The organism is Pseudomonas baetica (assembly GCF_002813455.1).
GTDB lineage: Bacteria > Pseudomonadota > Gammaproteobacteria > Pseudomonadales > Pseudomonadaceae > Aquipseudomonas > Aquipseudomonas baetica.
The window spans coordinates 2,750,608-2,769,646 of sequence record NZ_PHHE01000001.1; the positions used below are offsets into that span (position 1 = coordinate 2,750,608).

The 19,039-nt window shown below is 61.0% G+C and carries 17 protein-coding genes; 3 read left to right on the top strand and 14 right to left on the bottom strand.

Features of this window, described 5'->3' with window-relative positions:
* Positions 1-59 precede the first annotated feature (59 nt).
* The 12 genes from ATI02_RS12495 to ATI02_RS12550 all read right to left on the bottom strand — a co-directional run bounded on the left by ATI02_RS12495 (position 60) and on the right by ATI02_RS12550 (position 15,059).
* Positions 60-1,994 carry a methyl-accepting chemotaxis protein gene (locus tag ATI02_RS12495; protein WP_100848458.1) on the bottom strand — a complete coding sequence of 645 codons (1,935 nt, stop codon included), beginning with the start codon at positions 1,992-1,994 and terminating at the stop codon, positions 60-62.
* Positions 1,995-2,133: 139 nt separating this feature from the next.
* Positions 2,134-3,423: an adenylosuccinate synthase gene (locus ATI02_RS12500; RefSeq protein ID WP_027921980.1), complete on the bottom strand. Its 1,290-nt coding sequence runs from the start codon at positions 3,421-3,423 to the stop codon at positions 2,134-2,136.
* Between the two features lie 54 nt (positions 3,424-3,477).
* The gene (locus ATI02_RS12505) at positions 3,478-4,665 is read right to left on the bottom strand and encodes an ATP phosphoribosyltransferase regulatory subunit (protein ID WP_095187330.1); all 1,188 of its coding nucleotides are present in this window, start codon (positions 4,663-4,665) and stop codon (positions 3,478-3,480) included.
* A gap of 313 nt (positions 4,666-4,978) precedes the next feature.
* Positions 4,979-5,848 carry a protease modulator HflC gene (gene hflC / locus ATI02_RS12510; RefSeq protein WP_042557389.1) on the bottom strand — a complete coding sequence of 290 codons (870 nt, stop codon included), beginning with the start codon at positions 5,846-5,848 and terminating at the stop codon, positions 4,979-4,981.
* Positions 5,848-7,020 (bottom strand): FtsH protease activity modulator HflK, encoded by a 1,173-nt coding sequence (gene hflK, locus ATI02_RS12515; RefSeq protein ID WP_095187331.1) that lies wholly within the window; start codon positions 7,018-7,020, stop codon positions 5,848-5,850. The genes hflC and hflK overlap by 1 nt, the downstream gene beginning before the upstream one ends.
* A 96-nt stretch (positions 7,021-7,116) precedes the next feature.
* The gene (gene hflX / locus ATI02_RS12520) at positions 7,117-8,418 is read right to left on the bottom strand and encodes a ribosome rescue GTPase HflX (RefSeq protein ID WP_100846427.1); all 1,302 of its coding nucleotides are present in this window, start codon (positions 8,416-8,418) and stop codon (positions 7,117-7,119) included.
* Between the two features lie 12 nt (positions 8,419-8,430).
* The gene (gene hfq, locus ATI02_RS12525) at positions 8,431-8,691 is read right to left on the bottom strand and encodes an RNA chaperone Hfq (RefSeq protein WP_007902656.1); all 261 of its coding nucleotides are present in this window, start codon (positions 8,689-8,691) and stop codon (positions 8,431-8,433) included.
* A gap of 95 nt (positions 8,692-8,786) precedes the next feature.
* A complete protein-coding gene (miaA, locus tag ATI02_RS12530; protein ID WP_100846428.1) occupies positions 8,787-9,758 on the bottom strand; it encodes a tRNA (adenosine(37)-N6)-dimethylallyltransferase MiaA in 972 nt (323 codons plus the stop codon).
* A complete protein-coding gene (gene mutL, locus ATI02_RS12535; RefSeq protein ID WP_192886505.1) occupies positions 9,758-11,659 on the bottom strand; it encodes a DNA mismatch repair endonuclease MutL in 1,902 nt (633 codons plus the stop codon). The genes miaA and mutL overlap by 1 nt, the downstream gene beginning before the upstream one ends.
* Positions 11,660-11,664: 5 nt before the next feature.
* Positions 11,665-13,050, bottom strand: coding sequence for an N-acetylmuramoyl-L-alanine amidase (locus ATI02_RS12540; protein ID WP_420875210.1), 1,386 nt, complete (start codon positions 13,048-13,050; stop codon positions 11,665-11,667).
* 51 nt (positions 13,051-13,101) lie between these two features.
* On the bottom strand, positions 13,102-13,572 hold the full coding sequence (tsaE, locus tag ATI02_RS12545) for a tRNA (adenosine(37)-N6)-threonylcarbamoyltransferase complex ATPase subunit type 1 TsaE (protein WP_098966932.1): 471 nt from the start codon (positions 13,570-13,572) through the stop codon (positions 13,102-13,104).
* Positions 13,560-15,059, bottom strand: a complete 1,500-nt coding sequence (locus ATI02_RS12550; protein WP_100846431.1) for an NAD(P)H-hydrate dehydratase — start codon at positions 15,057-15,059, stop codon at positions 13,560-13,562. The genes tsaE and ATI02_RS12550 overlap by 13 nt, the downstream gene beginning before the upstream one ends.
* 63 nt (positions 15,060-15,122) lie before the next feature.
* Here ATI02_RS12550 and queG point away from each other — a divergent pair, with 63 nt between their 5' ends.
* Positions 15,123-16,202 (top strand): tRNA epoxyqueuosine(34) reductase QueG, encoded by a 1,080-nt coding sequence (gene queG / locus ATI02_RS12555; RefSeq protein ID WP_095187338.1) that lies wholly within the window; start codon positions 15,123-15,125, stop codon positions 16,200-16,202.
* On the opposite strand, the gene ATI02_RS12560 is transcribed toward queG, so the two are convergent.
* Together ATI02_RS12560 and orn are read right to left on the bottom strand one after the other, a co-directional pair.
* Complete coding sequence (locus tag ATI02_RS12560) at positions 16,184-16,795, bottom strand: trimeric intracellular cation channel family protein (RefSeq protein ID WP_003221099.1); 612 nt, start codon at positions 16,793-16,795, stop codon at positions 16,184-16,186. The two genes, queG and ATI02_RS12560, sit on opposite strands and share 19 nt — an antisense overlap.
* A gap of 204 nt (positions 16,796-16,999) precedes the next feature.
* Complete coding sequence (orn, locus tag ATI02_RS12565) at positions 17,000-17,542, bottom strand: oligoribonuclease (protein ID WP_100846432.1); 543 nt, start codon at positions 17,540-17,542, stop codon at positions 17,000-17,002.
* A gap of 107 nt (positions 17,543-17,649) precedes the next feature.
* Between orn and rsgA the strand changes: the two genes are divergently transcribed.
* The gene (gene rsgA / locus ATI02_RS12570) at positions 17,650-18,681 is read left to right on the top strand and encodes a small ribosomal subunit biogenesis GTPase RsgA (RefSeq protein ID WP_095187340.1); all 1,032 of its coding nucleotides are present in this window, start codon (positions 17,650-17,652) and stop codon (positions 18,679-18,681) included.
* Between the two features lie 212 nt (positions 18,682-18,893).
* On the top strand, positions 18,894-19,037 hold the full coding sequence (locus ATI02_RS32285; RefSeq protein WP_167394874.1) for a hypothetical protein: 144 nt from the start codon (positions 18,894-18,896) through the stop codon (positions 19,035-19,037).
* Positions 19,038-19,039: the final 2 nt, after the last annotated feature.

Here is a 19,039-nt window from a genome sequence, read left to right on the forward strand (position 1 = left end):
GGGAAATGCATTCCAATGTGGGAGCGAGCCTGCTCGCGAAGGGGCCTGCTAAAACAACATCAAGCCCGGAACTGCCCCAGACTCGCCTTCAACTGCGCCGCCAAACCATCCAGCACCTTGCCGCTAGCCGTGGTTTCCACCACTGCCTGCGCCGCTTTCTCGGCCTGGGCATGAATCGTTTCAACCCGCCCACGCACCGCCTGCGCACCTTGCGCCTGATGCGCCGCCGCCTGCGTCGCCAGACCAATCGCCGCATGCACCTGCTCGACCGAAGCCTGCACTGACTGCTGCAACCGCGCGCTGTCACGCAGCACCAGCAAACCTTCGCTGGCCTGACGTCCGGCCTGACCGATCGCCTCCACCGCCTCACGCGCACCCTGTTGCAAGGCAACGATATGCGCCTGAATGTCGCCGGTAGAGCTTTGCGTTTTGCTCGCCAGCGCCCGGACCTCATCAGCTACCACTGCGAACCCACGCCCGGTTTCACCGGCCCGCGCCGCCTCGATGGCCGCATTGAGTGCCAGCAGGTTGGTCTGCTCGGCGATCCCGTGAATCACCGTCAACACCACTTCAATCTGCTCGCTTTGCTGCGCCAGCCGCTCGATGACTTTCGCCCCGGTATCGACCTGCCCGGCCAGCGCCTCAATCAAGCTGCCGACCTTGGCCGAGGTACGGGTGTTTTCGTCCGTCGCCTGGCGGATATCCACAACCTGTTTCAACGCCGCTTGCATGGCATGACTTTCTGATTGTGACTCGTCAGCCATTTGCGACAGCGCGCGCAGACTTTCCGCCACCTCATCCCGCTGCATCCCCGCCGCCGCATCGGCGCCAGCGTTGCGCAAGGTCATGGCGCCGATCTCCACGCCGGTACGCTGAGCCACATCACCTGCCTCGCGCACGATCGGCTGCAACTTATCCACAAAGCGATTGACTGCCGCAGCCATGTCGCCGATCTCGTCCTTGCTGTTGATCTGCACGCGCTTGGTCAGATCGCCCTCGCCCGCCGCCAGATCATCCATGGCAGCATTGAGCATCTTCAAACGATTGACCACGCGACGGCCGAGGACAACGGCGAGCAACAGCAGCACGCCGCAGCCGACCAGCGCCAGACCCATGCCGATCCGCCAGCGCAAGGTCGCGGCGGCGTCCTGCACAGTGCTGGCGGTGTTGGCTTTCATTTCGGTGGCGGTGGTTTGCGCCGATTGCAGGCGCGCGCGCATCGCCGTCGCACTGTCGGCTGCGGCGCCTTTGAGGCTGTCGCCGACCAGTTGATCACTGCTGGCGATCAGCGCCGAGAAGCGCTTGTCGAGGGCCGCCAGGTCAGTTTCTACCGAAGCCGTGGAAACGCCCATCAACACTTTGCCGATCTCCACGCCATTCGGGTTGATCGAGGCTTCGAGGTAGTAGACCGATGGATCGTTCTTCGCCGCATCCAGCACTTTATCCAGCGCACGCTCGCCCTGGCCCTTTTCCAGCAAGGCCTTGTTGATCGGATTTTCGCGATTGAGATAGCGCGTCAGGTGCTGGCCGGTGGCGTCGTCGTAGACCACAAACAACACATTGGGATTGCGCTGGGCGCGACGGGCAAATTCCGACAGGGTGGGCACATCGCTGTCCCACATGGCGCGGGGCGCAACGGAGGCGAGCAACTGGGCCATGTCGCTGGCCGAGTCCTTCAGATCCTTTTCCAGCGTCGCGCGCAGTTGCGCCTGCTCGTCCTTCAGTCGCGTGGACAAACCGGCCGTCAGACGCTGGCGGGTGCTGGCGGACAAGGCGTCGAGGCTCGACGTGACTTCACGCCCGGCCTGCTCCAGTTCGCCTGAGAGCTTCTGGCTGTCAGCCCCCAGGCGCACCGCCAAATCGGCTTCCAGCGCGGTGACCGTGCTCCGTGTCAGAGCAACCGCCACCAGCACCTGCACCAAAAGGGCGATACCAAGGGTAACGAACACGGGCCGCAACAAACGGCTTTGTAACAGTGAGAGAACGGCTGACACGATGAATCCCTCTACTTCTGACGCCATTAATTTGATGGCACTCTTGTAGACAGATTCACAGCAAAGGTCATGCCGTCCAACAGGCATAAACGACAAAGGCCCCGATTAAGGGGCCTTTGTTTTTTACATCAACGACTTATCAAGCGAACGGATGACGCAGAACGATAGTTTCGTTGCGATCCGGGCCCGTCGAAATAATGTCGATCGGTGCGCCGATCAACTCTTCAACGCGCTTGATGTAGGCACGAGCATTAGCTGGCAGCTCTTCCAGGGTTTTGGCACCCACGGTCGACTCGGTCCAGCCCGGCACTTCTTCGTACACAGGCTGGAGGCCCACGTAGCTGTCAGCGTCAGTCGGAGCAACGGCGTTGCCTTGCGCATCTTTGTAGCCGACGCAGATGTTGATGGTTTCCAGACCGTCGAGGACGTCCAGCTTGGTCAGGCAGATGCCCGAAATGCTGTTCACATCGATAGCGCGACGCAGGATAACGGCGTCGAACCAGCCGCAACGACGGGCACGGCCGGTGGTAGCGCCGAATTCGTGACCTTGCTTGGCCAGGTGCGCACCCACTTCGTCAAACAGCTCAGTCGGGAATGGACCCGAACCTACGCGAGTGGTGTAAGCCTTGGTGATGCCCAGGATGTAGTCCAGGAACATCGGGCCAACGCCCGAACCGGTCGCCACGCCACCGGCAGTGGTGTTGGAGCTGGTCACGTACGGGTAGGTACCGTGGTCGATGTCGAGCAACGAACCCTGGGCGCCTTCGAACATGATGTCTTTGCCAGCGCGGCGCAGATCATGCAGCTCGGCCGTCACGTCCAGCATCAGCGGCTTGAGCAGCTCAGCGTATTCCTTGCACTCGGCCAGGGTTTTTTCGAACTCGATGGCAGGCTCTTTGTAGTAACCCACCAGCATGAAGTTGTGGTAATCCACCAGTTCACGCAGCTTGTCTTCAAAGCGCGGCATGTTGAGCAGGTCGCCCACACGCAGGCCACGACGTGCAACCTTGTCTTCGTACGCCGGGCCGATGCCGCGACCGGTAGTACCGATCTTCAGCTCGCCACGGGCCTTTTCACGGGCCTGGTCCAGCGCCACGTGGAAGGACAGGATCAGCGGGCAGGACGGGCTGATACGCAGACGCTCGCGCACCGGTACGCCTTTCTCTTCCAGCTTGGTGATCTCACGCAGCAGGGCGTCAGGTGCAACCACCACGCCATTGCCGATCAGGCACTGCACGCCTTCGCGCAGCACGCCCGACGGGATCAGGTGCAAGACGGTTTTTTCGCCGTCGATCACCAGGGTGTGACCAGCGTTGTGGCCACCTTGGTAGCGCACTACGGCGGCAGCATGTTCGGTCAGCAGATCAACGATCTTGCCTTTGCCCTCATCACCCCATTGGGTGCCCAGGACTACGACATTCTTACCCATAACACTTGTCCTCATTCGCGCAAACTTGGTGCCGGCGATGGCCGGCAGGAAAACTCAAGAAGCCAGTGGCGATACTTGCCAAAGCCCGTTCTGCTGAATCAATTGCCGGTCGCAGTCCGCATCACGGGCGGCGGCCAAAGGTTGCCCAGGCAATGCCTGAACGACACGCTGACCCTCACTGCGCAACTGGCAAACCTGCTGCCAGAGTGCCGCATCCGTACTGTCAGGCATCCAGATACCGCCAGACGGTAGCTCGATCTCAGCACGCCCCAGGGTCACCAGGGTTTTCAAATCGGTAGAGAAGCCAGTCGCCGGACGCGCGCGACCGAAGTCGGCGCCGATGTCGTCGTAACGGCCGCCCTGAGCGATGGACTGGCCAACGCCCGGTACGAACACCGCGAACACCACACCGGTGTGGTAGTGGTAACCGCGCAGCTCGCCCAGATCAAAGTACAGCGGCAACTGCGGGAAGCGCGCCGACAGACGCTCGGCGATCGCCAGCAAGTCTTCCAGTGCCGCCAGTACCGGCGCCGGCGCATTGGCCAGACGCTCGCGGGCAGCCGCCAGCACTTCGCGACCGCCACACAGATCGACGAGCGCACGCAGCATGCCGGACAGATCCGCCGGCAAGCCTTCGGTCAAGGTAATGACCTCATCGATGGCCTTGCGTTGCAATGCATCGAACAACTGCTGCTCGACTTCACCGGACAGACCGGCGGCACGCGCCAGACCCCGGTAGATACCAACGTGACCAAGGTCCATGTGCACATCCGGCACATCGGCCAGTTGCAGCATGGCCAGCATCAGGCTGATCACTTCGACGTCGCTGCTCGGGCTGGCATCGCCGTACAACTCGGCACCCAGCTGGATCGGGCTGCGCGAGGACGACAGTGCACGCGGCTGGGCGTGCAGCACGCTGCCGGCGTAACACAGACGGCTCGGACCTTCGCGACGCAGGGTATGCGCATCAATGCGCGCCACTTGCGGCGTGATATCGGCACGGAAACCCATCTGCCGGCCCGACTGCGGGTCAATGACCTTGAAGGTACGCAGATCGAGGTCCGAGCCTGCACCGGTCAGCAGGGATTCCAGGTACTCGATATGGGGAGTCACGACAAACTCGTAACCCCAGCTCTGGAACAGATCCAACACCTGACGACGCGCGACTTCAATGCGCGCCGCTTCCGGTGGCAGTACTTCTTCGATGCCATCTGGCAGCAGCCAGCGGTCTACCGTTGCCATTACGCCATTCCCCTTTGATCCGGGCGGCCAGCACTAGGGCGAGCCTTGAGTGAAGCAGAAAATGACCGGTCCGTTCAAAACGCACGCGCATGAACGACGCAGCGAAAGGCCTGATACCGGCTTCGCCCATCACTTTCCTCGAAAAACTGTTCGAGCCATTGGCCCGATGTCCTGCAGCAAAAACAGCAATCAAACGTGCAGACGCAAAAAAGCCGGGAATTTCCCGGCTGCCGCATCATACACACGTTTTCCCAAAGGATCACCCCGCCCGAGGTTTTAGCCGCCGGGCGGAATGATTCAGGTCAACGTCGTATCAAGGCTTGGACTTTTCCAGATAACGGAAAAAGTCGCTGCTTGGGTCGAGGACCAGGACGTCGGATTTGTTCGCGAAGCTTTCACGGTAGGCGCGCAGGCTACGGTAGAAACCGTAGAACTCCTGATCCTGGCCGTAGGCCTTGGAGTAGATCGCAGCGGCCTGGGCATCACCATCACCACGAACCTCTTCGGATTCACGATAGGCTTCGGCCAGCAACACGCGGCGTTGACGATCGGCGTCGGCACGGATGCCTTCGGCCAGCTCGTTACCCTTGGCGCGGTGCTCGCGAGCTTCACGCTCACGCTCGGTGCTCATACGCTCGAACACACTGCGGTTCACTTCTTTGGGCAGATCGATGGCCTTGACCCGGACATCGACCACTTCGATACCCAGCTCTTTTTCCGCCATTTTGTTCAGCGACGCGGTGATGTCAGCCATCAACGCATCACGCTCACCCGACACGACTTCGTGCAGGGTGCGCTTACCGAACTGGTCACGCAGGCCGGATTCCAGTCGACGGGAAAGACGCTCGTCGGCGATTTGCTTGAGGCCGGAAGTCGCGGTGTAGAAGCGTTCGGCATCTTTCACGCGCCACTTGGCGTAGGCATCAACCATCACGGCTTTCTTTTCCAGGGTCAGGAAGCGCTGCGTCGGTGCATCCAGCGTCAGCAGGCGGGCGTCGAACTTGCGCACCTGGTTGACGTAAGGCACTTTCACATGCAGACCTGGCTGGACATCGGCTTGAACCACACGACCGAATTGCAGCAACACCGCACGCTCGGTCTGAGCCACGATGTAGAAGCAGTTCCAGCCAACCAGTACCACGACAACGCCAACGATCAGGGCGATCAGCGATTTATTGCTCATCAGCGGGTCTCCCTTGTGCGCGACTGCGGCACGTCAGTGACATGCGGCGTGACGTCCGTGTTGCTGCTGGCGGCGGCCGAACCGGTAACCGGTGCGCTGCCCGAACTGTTCTGGATCATTTTGTCCAACGGCAAGTAAAGCAGATTGCTCTGACCATCCTTGTTGCCGGTCACGAGCACCTTGCTGGTGTTGCTGAAGACTTCCTGCATGGTGTCCAGATACAGACGCTGGCGGGTGACTTCAGGCGCCTTGCGATACTCGGCGACCAGTTTGGTAAAGCGGTCAGCTTCACCCTTGGCGCGCGAGACCGTTTCATCGCGGTAACCGTTGGCATCCTCAAGGATGCGCTGCGCCTGACCACGGGCTTCCGGTACTACACCGTTGGCGTAGGTTTCCGCCTGGTTGCGCGAACGCTGCTCGTCTTCACGGGCGCGGATCACGTCGTCAAAGGCTTCCTGCACTTCACGCGGTGCAGCGGCGCTCTGTACGTTGACCTGAGTAACGGTGATACCGGTGCGATAGGTATCGAGGAACCGCTGCAGGCGCTCTTTGATTTCGCTGGCCATCAGTTCACGACCTTCGGTCAGCACCTGATCCATCGCGGTCGAACCTACGACGTGACGCAGCGCACTTTCAGTCGCATGTTGCAGGCTGATTTCCGGCTGATCGACGTTCAGCACGAAATCTTGCAGGTTGCTGATCTTGTACTGCACGGTCAGCGGCACTTCGACGATGTTCTCGTCCTCGGTCAGCATCTGGCCCTGCTTGGTGTAGGCACGCTCACGCGTGACGTTTTCCATGTACTTTTTATCGATCGGCGGGAAGTAGATGTTCAGGCCCGGGCCGACAGTCTCATAGTACTTGCCGAAGCGCAGCACCACGGCCTGCTCCTGCTCGTCGACCACGTAGACCGCGCTGTACAGCCAGACAGCCGCCAGCACAACGAGGCCGATGCCGAGCAGGCCGCCGAAGCCGCCACCACTCCTGCCCGAACCACCGCCGTCATCACCACCGCGTTTCTTACCACCACCGAACAACCCGTTCAGGCTTTCCTGCAGCTTTCGGAAGGCCTCGTCGAGATCCGGTGGCCCCTTGCGGTCGCCATTATTGCGGCGCTTGCCACCCCAAGGATCCTGATTGTTCGAGTTGCCACCCGGCTCATTCCAAGCCATAGCGCTCTCCATCTGATAAAGCAAAGACGCACCCACGGCGCGCCGACCAATGCTACAGAATGCCTGCCGTTGCGGCACAACCGCTTTGTCAGGCTTTTATTGCAAAGTGTGTTGCTCGATGAATTCCATCGGCTGCAATCCTTCGCGGCTTACCAGTCGATTCAACTCGACCCGGGGCAAACGAACGGCCAGCAAACTGATGCCTTCTTCGTCGTGTTCTTCTTTCTGCACCGCACCGAGTTCGAAAAACTGCGCACGCAGTCGAGCGAATCGTTGCGGCAAGCGCAAGGTCCCCACAAACAAATCACTGCCCAGCAACTCGGCGATGGCTTGCTCAAGCAATTCCAGACCGCTGCCATCACGCGCCGATAACCAGACCCGTTGCGGCTTGCCATCGGCATCACGCTGGATCTGTGGCTCGACGCCTTCGAGCAAATCGAGTTTGTTGTATACCTCAAGGATCGGCAAGTCCTGGGCCCCAATCTCGCCCAGCACCACCATCACCTGCTCGATCTGCAACATGCGATCCGGTTCAGCCGCATCGATCACGTGCAACAGCAGATCGGAGTTGCTCGACTCTTCGAGCGTAGACCGAAATGCTTCTACCAGCTTGTGGGGCAAGTGGCGGATGAAACCCACGGTGTCGGCCAGGACAATCGGTCCGAGGTCGTCCAGCTCCAGGCGGCGCAGGGTCGGGTCCAGCGTGGCGAACAACTGATCCGCCGCGTACACGTCGGATTTCGTCACGTTATTGAAGAGTGTGGATTTACCGGCGTTGGTATACCCCACTAGAGACACGGTAGGAATATCGGCACGGGAGCGGCCGCGCCGCGATTGCTCGCGCTGGCTGCGTACTTTTTCCAGTCGGCCCTTGATCTGGCGCAGGCGAACCCGCAGCAAACGACGGTCGGTTTCCAGCTGGGTTTCACCCGGACCGCGCATGCCGATGCCGCCACCCTGACGCTCAAGGTGAGTCCAGCCGCGAACCAGCCGGGTGCTCATGTGGTCAAGCTGAGCCAGTTCTACCTGGAGCTTGCCTTCATGGGTACGGGCGCGCTGGGCGAAAATATCGAGGATCAGGCCGGTACGGTCGATCACGCGACACTCGAAAACTCGTTCGAGGTTACGTTCCTGACTGGGCGTGAGGATGTGATTGAAAATCACCAGATCGGCCTTTTCGGCATGAACCAGGTCGTGCAGCTCCTCGACCTTGCCACTGCCAATCAGGAATTTGGCGGTTGGCCGATGACGCGGAACGTTAAAAAACGCAACGGTCTCGGCGCCCGCCGAATTAGCCAGTTCCTGAAACTCCTGCGGATCTTCGCGCGCCTCAGGGTCCTGTCCATCCAAGTGAACGAGGATGACTCGCTCACCACCACCGTGGCGCTCAAAGAACAAAGGAGACTCCTATCAGGCGTTACCTGGCTCAGCGTCACCAGCTTCGGATTCGGTTGCGCTAGGCAGACGAATTGGACGAACCGGCACCACTGTCGAGATAGCGTGTTTGTAAACCATCTGGCTCACGGTGTTTTTCAGCAGGATCACGAACTGGTCGAACGACTCGATCGTGCCTTGCAGTTTGATACCGTTGACCAGGTAGATGGAAACCCCAACTTTCTCTTTACGTAAAGTATTCAAGTAAGGGTCTTGTAGCGAATGCCCTTTTGACATGTGCCGCACTCCTTTAAGGATTCAATAATAAAAAATAGGTAATTCAGGTGGCTTTAGCCGCCACACCCCCAAGGATAGACGGCAATTGCAAGGACTCAGCTCAATATGGAGATGGTCCCAAGGTATTTCAAGGCGCGTGGCAGATTGTCGCAATCAAGACTGTCCAGCCAGTGTAAATCTTCCCAGCTGCGCAGCCAGGTGAACTGGCGCTTGGCCAATTGGCGCGTGGCGATGACACCGCGCTCCTGCATTTCGGCCAACGTCAGCTTGCCATCCAGGTAATCCCAGACTTGGCGGTAACCTACTGCACGTATAGACGGCAACCCTGAATGCAGGTCACTTCTTTTACGCAGGGCTACGACCTCGTCGATGAATCCCTGTTCCAACATATTTGTGAATCTTTGTTTAATGCGCTCGTGCAGTACCTGACGATTCCCCGGGGCAATGGCCAAGTTCGCGACAGTATAGGGCAATTGTTGCAGTCCCGAAGCGGCTGCTTCAGTACTTTGCGCAGATTGTTGCTGGCGCAGGGCAGTCATGCTCTGACCGCTGACGCGATAAACTTCCAGCGCACGACTCAGACGTTGCGGATCGTTCGGATGAATCCGCGCTGCCGACACCGGGTCGACGAGCGCCAGTTGATCGTGAAGGGCTTGCCAGCCAAGGCGTGCAGCCTCTTCTTCAATCTGCGCGCGCACCTCGGGATCGGCTGCCGGCATATCCGCCAGACCTTCAACCAAAGCCTTGTAATAGAGCATCGTCCCGCCGACCAGCAGCGGAATTTTTCCGCGCGCGGTGATTTCAGCCATGGCTTGCAGGGCATCGCGACGGAAATCCGCAGCCGAATAGGCTTCAGCCGGGTCAAGAATGTCGATCAAACGGTGCGGATATTCAGCCAGCAGCTCTTTGGAAGGCTTGGCAGTGCCGATGTCCATGCCGCGATAGACCAGCGCCGAATCGACACTGATCAGCTCACACGGCAGCACCTTGGTCAGCTCGATGGCCAGATCGGTCTTGCCCGCAGCGGTCGGGCCCATCAGAAAAATCGCTGGAGGGAGCTGGCTCATCAACGACCGCGCAGGAACAGTTTGTCCAGATCGTCCAGGCCCAGTTGGGTCCAGGTCGGTCGGCCATGGTTGCATTGACCGCTGCGCTCGGTGTTTTCCATGTCACGCAGAAGGCCGTTCATTTCCGGCAGGGCCAGGCGCCGATTGGCGCGGATCGCGCCGTGGCAGGCCATGGTGCCGAGCAGTTCGTTCAGGTGTGCCTGAATCCGGTCGCTGGTGCCGTATTCCATCAAGTCCGACAACACGTCGCCGACCAGCCGGTTGGCCTCAGCCTGTTTCAATAGTGCCGGAATTTGTCGGATCGCCAGCGTTTCAGGGCCAAGACGTTGAAGTTCGAAGCCCAGACGCTGGAACCACGCCGCATGTTCTTCCGCGCAATCGGCTTCACGCTGACTGACCGCCAGCGATTCCGGCACCAACAGCGGCTGACCGCTCAGACCTTCGCTAGCCATGGCGATCTTCAGGCGCTCATACATGATCCGCTCGTGGGCAGCATGCATGTCGACCAGCACCAGCCCTTGGGCATTCTCGGACAGAATGTAGATACCCTTAAGCTGCGCGAGCGCGTAGCCGAGCGGCGGAATGTCTTCCTGACCCGCCGGCAGCGCGTTGGCATTGGCCTCCGGCAGCGGCGCAAAAAACTCACGATACGCAGCCTGTGCCTCAGCCGCCGGCGGCATCGCCGATTGCGGACGCGGCGTGTATTGATACTGATAAGCACCGCCCGCGCTGGCACCCGACGACGTATTGAACGCCGGCTGTGCCTGTGGTTGCTCAAGCAACGCATTGGCCGCCAGACGCATTTCACCCTGCGGGCCGAACTCACCGGCATCAAGGCCGGTCGGGCGGACGATGGCGGTAGTGACCGAACCGGCAAGCTGGTCTTCCGGCCGCACATCACCTAAAGCGCGGTGCAGCGTGCCGTAAAGGAAGTCATGCACCATGCGCCCGTCACGGAAGCGTACTTCGTGTTTGGTCGGGTGAACGTTGACGTCTACGGCTGCCGGATCAACCTCGAAAAACAGCGCAAAGGTCGGGTGGCGGCCATTGAACAGCACGTCGCGATAGGCCTGGCGCACCGCATGAGCCACCAGTTTGTCGCGCACCGCACGGCCGTTCACAAAGAAATACTGCAAGTCCGCCTGGCTGCGGTTGAAGGTCGGCAAGCCGACCCAGCCCCACAGGTGCAAGCCGTTTCGCTCGATCTCGATCGGCAGCGCCTGCTCAAGGAATCCCGATCCACAGATGGCCGCCACACGCCGGGCACGAGCCGCGTCATCGTGGGCCTCGTGCAGGCTCAGGATGGTCTTGCCGTTGTGACGCAGATGGAAGGCGACATCGAAACGCGCCAATGCCAGACGCTTGATCACTTCTTGCAGGTGGTCGAATTCGGTTTTTTCAGTCTTGAGGAATTTGCGCCGCGCCGGGGTATTGAAGAACAGGTCGCGGACTTCCACCGAGGTGCCGACCGGATGCGCGGCCGGCTGAACCCGAGGCGCCATGTCGCGACCTTCGGTTTCAACCTGCCAGGCCTGATCGGCATCGCGAGTGCGCGAAGTCAGGGTCAAGCGCGCCACGGAGCTGATCGATGCCAGCGCTTCGCCGCGAAAGCCCAGGCTCATCACCTGTTCGAGGTCTTCCAGATTGCGAATCTTGCTGGTGGCGTGACGGGCCAGCGCCAGCGGCAGATCGTCAGCGGAAATGCCGCTACCGTCGTCGCGCACTCGCAGCAGTTTGACGCCGCCCTGCTCGACATCGACGTCGATGCGTTTGGCACCTGAGTCGAGGCTGTTTTCCAACAGCTCCTTGATCACCGAGGCCGGGCGTTCAACCACCTCACCGGCAGCAATCTGGTTCGCCAGCCGCGGGCTGAGCAGTTCGATGCGAGCAGCGTTCAGCACATCGTTCATTCTTTGGACGCCAGTTCGGTGCCAGGAATGGTCAAGTGTTGGCCGACTTTCAGCTCATCGCTTTTCAGGTTATTCGCGCTGCGCAACGTCGCCGGGGACACTTGATAGCGCACGCCGATCATCGCCAGCGTCTCACCCGGGCCGACGCGGTGATCGCGCGGGCCTTGGGCGATTTTGCCGGAATCACGCAGCCAGGCAATGTAGGTGCCCGGTGGCGGGTTCTGCTGGAAGAACTGGCGCACGCCACTGCTGATCGACCGCGCCAGCGCTTGCTGGTGGCTCGACGCCGAGAGTTTGTTGGCTTCGTTGGCGTTGGAGATGAAGCCGGTTTCGACCAGGATCGACGGGATGTCCGGCGACTTCAGCACCATGAAGCCGGCCTGTTCCACGCGCTGTTTGTGCAACGGCGTGACCCGGCCGATGTTGGTCAGGACTTTCTGGCCGACGTTGAGGCTGGAGGTCAGCGAGGCGGTCATCGACAGGTCGAGCAGTACGCCGGCGAGCATACGGTCCTTGTCATCGAGGCTGACGTTGCCGGCACCACCGATCAGGTCGGAACGGTTTTCGCTGTCGGCCAGCCAACGGGCGGTCTCCGACGTAGCGCCGCGATCAGACAGGGCGAACACCGAAGCCCCGAATGCCGCCGCAGACGGCGCGGCGTCGGCGTGGATCGAGACGAACAGGTCGGCGCCCTTCTTGCGGGCGATTTCGGTACGTCCGCGTAGCGGGATGAAGTAGTCGCCGGTGCGGGTCAACTCGGCGCGGAAGCCTTTCATGCCGTTGACCTGACGTTGCAGCTCACGAGCGATCTGCAATACCACGTCTTTCTCACGCTGGCCGCGCGAGCCGGACGCGCCCGGGTCCTCACCACCGTGGCCGGCGTCGATCACGACAATGATGTCGCGCTTGCCGGCCGGCGCTGGCGGCAGCTTGATCGCAGGTTCGGAAGGTGTGACCGGCACCGCGGGCATGGTCGCAACTTTCGGTGTCGGTGCAGGTGGCGGTGGCGGTGCGGCATCGGCCGGGTTGTCGAACAGGTCAACCACCAGACGATTGCCGTACTGTGCGTTCGGCGCCAGCGAGAAGCTTTTCGGGGTGACGGCTTTTTTCAGGTCGATGACCACACGCAGGTCGGTCGGCGTGCGCTGAGCCGAACGCATCGCCGTGATCGGCGTGTTCGCAGTCTGCACATTCAACGGCGCGCCCAAGGTGGCGCCATTGATGTCGATCACCAGCCGATCCGGCGCGGTCAGGGTGAAGACGCTGTGCTGCACCGGGCCGCTCAGGTCGAAGACCAGTCGCGTGTTGTCCGGTGCGCGCCACAGGCGCACGCTGTTGACCTTCGAATCGGCCACAGCGTTGACGGTTACTGCCATCAACATCAGTCCAGCGGCAGCCACCAACGCGCGAAAGCGCATACCTAACCCCATCATTTAATTGGATTCCAATGCCAAAGCGGCACACCAGGCCTCGCCGCGCGAGCCCTGGGATAAAATTTTCAGCGAACGCCCGCTGTCTTGCGGGCTAATGGTAATGGTCAGGTCAGGCTTTGGCAAAAAGCCTGCACCTTTATCGGGCCATTCGATCAGGCACAGGGCGTCGTCTTCGAAATAGTCGCGGATGCCGAGAAACTCCAGTTCTTCCGGATCGACCAGTCGGTACAGGTCAAAGTGGAAGGCGCGAACATCACCGATCTCGTAGGGCTCGACCAAGGTGAAGGTCGGACTTTTCACCGCGCCGACGTGGCCCAGACCACGAATGATCCCCCGGGAAAGCGTGGTTTTGCCCATGCCCAGGTTGCCTTCGAGAAAAATCAGGCCGTGGCCTTGGGTAATGCGGGCGATCCGTGCGCCAAAGTCGCTCATCGCCTGCTCATCGGCCAGGTACAGGGTTACTTCAGACACGGTGCATGCTCCTCCAACAACTTACGAATGGCTGGAATCAAATCACTGGCCGCCAGCCCACGGCCAAATTTGCCTAGTTGCGCCCCGGCATTGGCGTGCAGCCAGACCGCCAGGCACGCCGCATCGAATCCGTCCATACCTTGCGCCAACAGCGCGCCGGTCAAGCCAGCAAGCACATCGCCGAGCCCAGCGGTGGCCATGGCCGGATGGCCCTGATGACACAGCGCCAGACGTCCGTCGGGATGCGCGATCAGGCTGCCGGCCCCTTTGAGCACCACCACCGCTGTATATTTTTTGCTCAAAGCCAAAGCCGCCGCTGGACGATCGGCTTGAACTTCAGCAGTGCTGATACCCAGCAAACGCGCGGCTTCGCCCGGATGCGGGGTGATCACGCAATCCTTGGGCAAGCTGACAAAACCGCTGGCCAGCAGATTCAAGGCATCGGCGTCCCACACCTGCGGCAACGGCGCATTGGCCGCAGCCGACAACAGCGCCCGCCCCCAACTCGCCTGCCCCAGCCCCGGCCCGACGATCAGCACCGAGACTTTTTCCAGCAGCCCCATCAGTTGGTTGGCCGAGGAAGTGCCCAGCGCCATGACTTCCGGCACTCGGGTCAGCGCCGCCGACACGTGCTCCGGGCGCGTCGCCAGCGAAACCATTCCCGCGCCGCAGCGTATCGCGCTTTCGCTGCCGAGCAGAATCGCCCCGCCAAAACCGTGATCGCCGCCGATCAGCAGTACATGCCCCAAGCATCCCTTGTGGGACGTCGGGGCACGCGGGGCAGGCCGCGGCAGATTGGCCGCATTGAGGCGCCGAGCGCGGACGGAAATGTCGCGACCGGTTTCGGCAGTGACTTGCAACTCGTTGAATACCAGGTCGCCGACGTAATCCGCCGCGTCGCCAGTGAACAGGCCGACTTTCAGTGCAATAAAGGTCACGGTCAGATCGGCATGAACCGCAACTCCCAACACGCGCCCGGTGTCGGCGCACAGTCCGGAAGGGATATCCACCGCCGCCACCGGCAAGGCGCTGGCGTTGATCGCATCGATGGCAGCGGCATAGGGCTCGCGCACATCGCCGCTCAGGCCGGTGCCGAGCAAGGCGTCGAGGATCACACCGCGCAGCTCACTGGCGGCATTCCAGGTCAGGACGACAACTTTTTCCGCCAGCGCCTCGGCATGGGCCAGCGCCGCATCCCCCTGCAAACGCTGCGGATCGCCGACGGCCAAGACGCGCACGGTCCAACCCGCACGCTGCGCCAACGCCGCAACCAGATAACCGTCGCCCGCATTGTTGCCATGCCCGGCGAACACCGTCATTTCATTCGCCGCAGGCCATTGCCGCACCAACGCTCGCCACGTCGCGTGTGCGGCGCGCTGCATCAATTCGAAGCCCGGCGTACCGGCGGCAATCAGCCGCGCGTCGAGCTCACGCACCTGCGCGGCGCCGTACAGCGCGTCGGGTAATTCATCTTTCGTGTGCGGCATGCGTCTTCGGGCTCCGATGTCTGGCAGAATTATACGCACCTCAGCTCCGGTTTCTCTCGCCTCATGTCCGCCATTACCACAGACTTGCCCGCCCTCGCCCAATCGATCAAGGATTGGGGCCGCGAGCTGGGCTTTCAGCAAGTCGGCATCAGCGGCCTCGATCTGGCCGAGCATGAGCAGCACCTGGAGCGCTGGCTCGCCGCCGGCTACCACGGCGAAATGGATTACATGGGCGCCCATGGCAGCAAACGCTCGCATCCGGATGAACTGGTGCCGGGCACGTTGCGCGTGGTTTCCCTGCGCATGGACTACCTGCCGGGCGACACCGAAATGGCCAAACGTCTGGCCGAACCGGAAAAAGCATACGTGTCGCGTTATGCCTTGGGCCGCGATTACCACAAATTGATCCGTAAACGTGTTCAACAATTGGCCGACAGGATTCAAGCCGAGATCGGTCCGTTCGGTTTTCGCGCGTTCGTCGACAGCGCCCCGGTGCTGGAAAAAGCCATCGCCGAACAGGCCGGGCTGGGCTGGATCGGTAAAAACACCCTGGTGTTGAACCGCAAGGCCGGCAGCTACTTCTTCCTGAGTGAACTGTTTGTCGATCTGCCGCTGCCGGTGGACGAGCCGCACAGCACCGAACATTGCGGTCGCTGTACGGCATGCCTGGATATCTGCCCGACCAACGCCTTCGTCGGCCCCTATGTGCTGGACGCGCGGCGCTGCATCTCCTACCTGACCATCGAGCTGAAAAATGCGATTCCCGAAGACCTGCGTCCGCTGATCGGCAACCGAGTATTCGGCTGTGATGACTGCCAGATCGTCTGCCCATGGAACCGCTTCGCCCGGCCGACCGGGGAAAGCGACTTCAAGCCACGGCACAATCTGGACAACGCCGAACTGGCCGAACTGTTCCTGTGGGACGAGGACAAGTTTCTCAGCAGCACCGAAGGTTCCCCGCTGCGCCGCGCCGGTTATGAGCGCTGGTTGCGCAATCTGGCGGTAGGGCTGGGAAATGCGCCGTCGAGCATTCCGGTGCTGGAAGCCTTGAAGGCGCGCCGTGACTACCCTTCAGAGCTGGTACGTGAACATGTCGAGTGGGCGCTGAAACAACATGCCGAGCGTCAAGGCGCGTCGTTATAGACGAACTTGGGCATTTCCCAATGAAACCGGATCGCCAGCAGACGCAATAGAAAGCCGCCGAACAGAGTGATCAAAATCGCCTGCTCACTCGGCACATTGAGATACAGGCACAGCATGTAGCACCACGCCGCCGCGAACGACACGCTGGCGTAGAGCTCACGGCGGAAGATCAGCGGGATGTCGTTGCAGAAGATATCGCGCAGAATGCCGCCGAACACGCCGGTAATCACCCCGCTGACCGAAGCCACCAGCATGCCGTGGCCCATTTCCAGAGCCGTCATGCAGCCGATCAGGGTGAACGCCACCAGGCCGACGGCGTCGAGCACCAGAAACAATGAACGCAAATGCCGCATCCAGCGCGCGGTGAAGACGGTGAGCATTGCCGCCGCCGATGTCAGCACCAGGTATTCAGGGTGTTTGACCCAGGTCAGCGGGTAATGCCCGAGCAACACATCGCGCACCGACCCGCCGCCCAACGCCGTGACGCAGGCGATCAGCACCACGCCAAACCAGTCCATGCCTCGCCGTCCGGCAGACAGGGCGCCAGTCATGGCTTCAGCGGTAATGGCGATCAGATAGAGCATCAGCAGCATGGTGGCGATCCTGGCAGGAAGGCGCGCAGTCTAGCCATTTCAGCGCCGCACCAGAAGGGGGCGCGCTCCGGGATGCATTTCTGACTTGAATCTTACGCGACTCTGACGCCCTCTTCGCGAGCAAGCCCGCTCCCACAGGGGGAACGCATTCCAGATTGTGGGGGCGGGCATGCTCGCGAAGACGTCAGGGCAGACACCCCTCAATCAGAACTTGATGAAATGCTTGCGGTAGTGCTGCAGTTCGGCGATGGATTCGCGAATGTCGTCCAGCGCCAGGTGGGTGCTGCCCTTCTTGAAGCTGTCGCGCACGTCCGGTGCCCAGCGTGCGGCCAGCTCCTTGAGCGTGGAGACGTCAAGGTTGCGGTAGAGGAAGTAGCTTTCCAGCGCTTTCATGTGGGTATAAAGGAAGCGACGATCCTGGCAGATGCTGTTGCCGCAGATCGGCGACTTGCCCTTCGGCACCCACTTTTCCAGGAAGGCGATGGTTTCGGCTTCAGCTTCGGCCATGCTGACACGACTGTCGCGCACGCGCTGGGTCAGGCCGGAGTTGCCGTGGGTGCGGGTGTTCCACTCGTCCATGCGCGCGAGCACTTCGTCGCTGTGGTGGATGGCGATCACCGGGCCTTCGGCCAGAGTATTGAGGTCACTGTCGGTGACGATAGTGGCCATTTCGATGATGACGTCGTTATCCGGATCAAGACCGGTCATTTCCAGGTCGATCCAGATCAAGTTCTGCGGGTTTTGCATATTTGGGCTCCTAGGCAATGCTGCGCAGTTTAGCCTAGGCCGGTGCCGGGGCGTGCTAAACTCGCGGCCGTTTTACCTAATCGCTGCATTCTTCAGACGGAACACCCATGGCCAAACGCCAACTCAATCGTCGTCAAAACTGGCGCATCGAAAAGATTCAAGGCGAGCGCGCCGCACGCGCCGCCAAACGCGAGTCCTCGGCTGTCGAAGCCCTGGAGGGCGGCGACCTCGGCCCTGAGCAACACGGTCTGGTCATCGCTCACTTCGGTGTGCAGGTCGAGGTTGAAGCCAAGGACGGCGAACTCGCCGGCCAAGTGTTCCGCTGTCACTTGCGCGCCAACCTGCCAGCGCTGGTGACCGGTGATCAGGTTGTCTGGCGCGCCGGCAACCAGGGCATCGGTGTGATCGTCGCGCAATTGCCGCGCACCACCGAACTGTGCCGTCCGGACAGCCGCGGCCAGCTCAAGCCTGTGGCCGCCAACGTTGACATGATCGTCATCGTCTTCGCCCCGCTGCCCGAGCCGCATGCCAACCTGATCGACCGCTACCTTGTAGCCGCCGAACACGCCGGCATCCGTCCGCTGTTGCTGCTGAACAAATTCGACCTGATCGACGAGCAGAACGCCCCGGCGCTCAACGCCCTGCTGGCGGTCTACCGCACGCTCGGTTATCCGGTGCTGGAAGTGTCGGCGCACCACGGTGACGGCATGGAGCAACTGCAAAAGCAGCTCGACGGACGCATCAGCGTGTTCGTCGGCCAGTCCGGTGTTGGCAAATCGTCGCTGGTCAACAGCTTGCTGCCTGAGGTTGAAACCCGCGTCGGGCCGTTGTCCGAGCTGTCCGGCCAGGGCACGCACACGACGACGACCGCACGGCTGTTCCACTTCCCCGGCGGCGGTGAGCTGATCGACTCCCCGGGCATTCGCGAATTCGGCCTCGGCCACGTCAGCCGCGCCGACGTCGAAGCCGGTTTCATCGAATTCAACGACCTGCTCGGCACCTGCCGTTTCCGCGACTGCAAGCACGATCGCGAACCAGGTTGCGCACTGCTCAAGGCCCTGGAAGATGGCCGTGTGCAGCAGCAACGGATGAACAGCTACCGCTCGATCATCGCCAGTCTGCCTGAAAACGGCTATTAAACAGCCAAGCCGGCAGCGCCTGTCTCAGGTGCTGCCGGTTGTCGGATCGGCCCTTACAAATCCCCTGTTTTTTTAAACATCAGATTTTTCTGTAAGGCCTGCGCACGCCTGCTTGCAGGACATTTCTCTTTTGCCGCGCACATCTTGTAGGCATCGCGCAGATGCCTACATTCGGTTCCTCCTTCGCACGTTCGCGACCTCCGAGGAACCCCATGCAAACCTATCATTTGTTCATCAGCCATTCGTGGAACTACTCCCACGCCCACGACAATCTGGTGCGCAACGCCGCACATGCCGAGTGTGCGTGGAACACCAACAGCATCGTCAGCGCCATTCGCCTGCATACGGCGGTGTAATC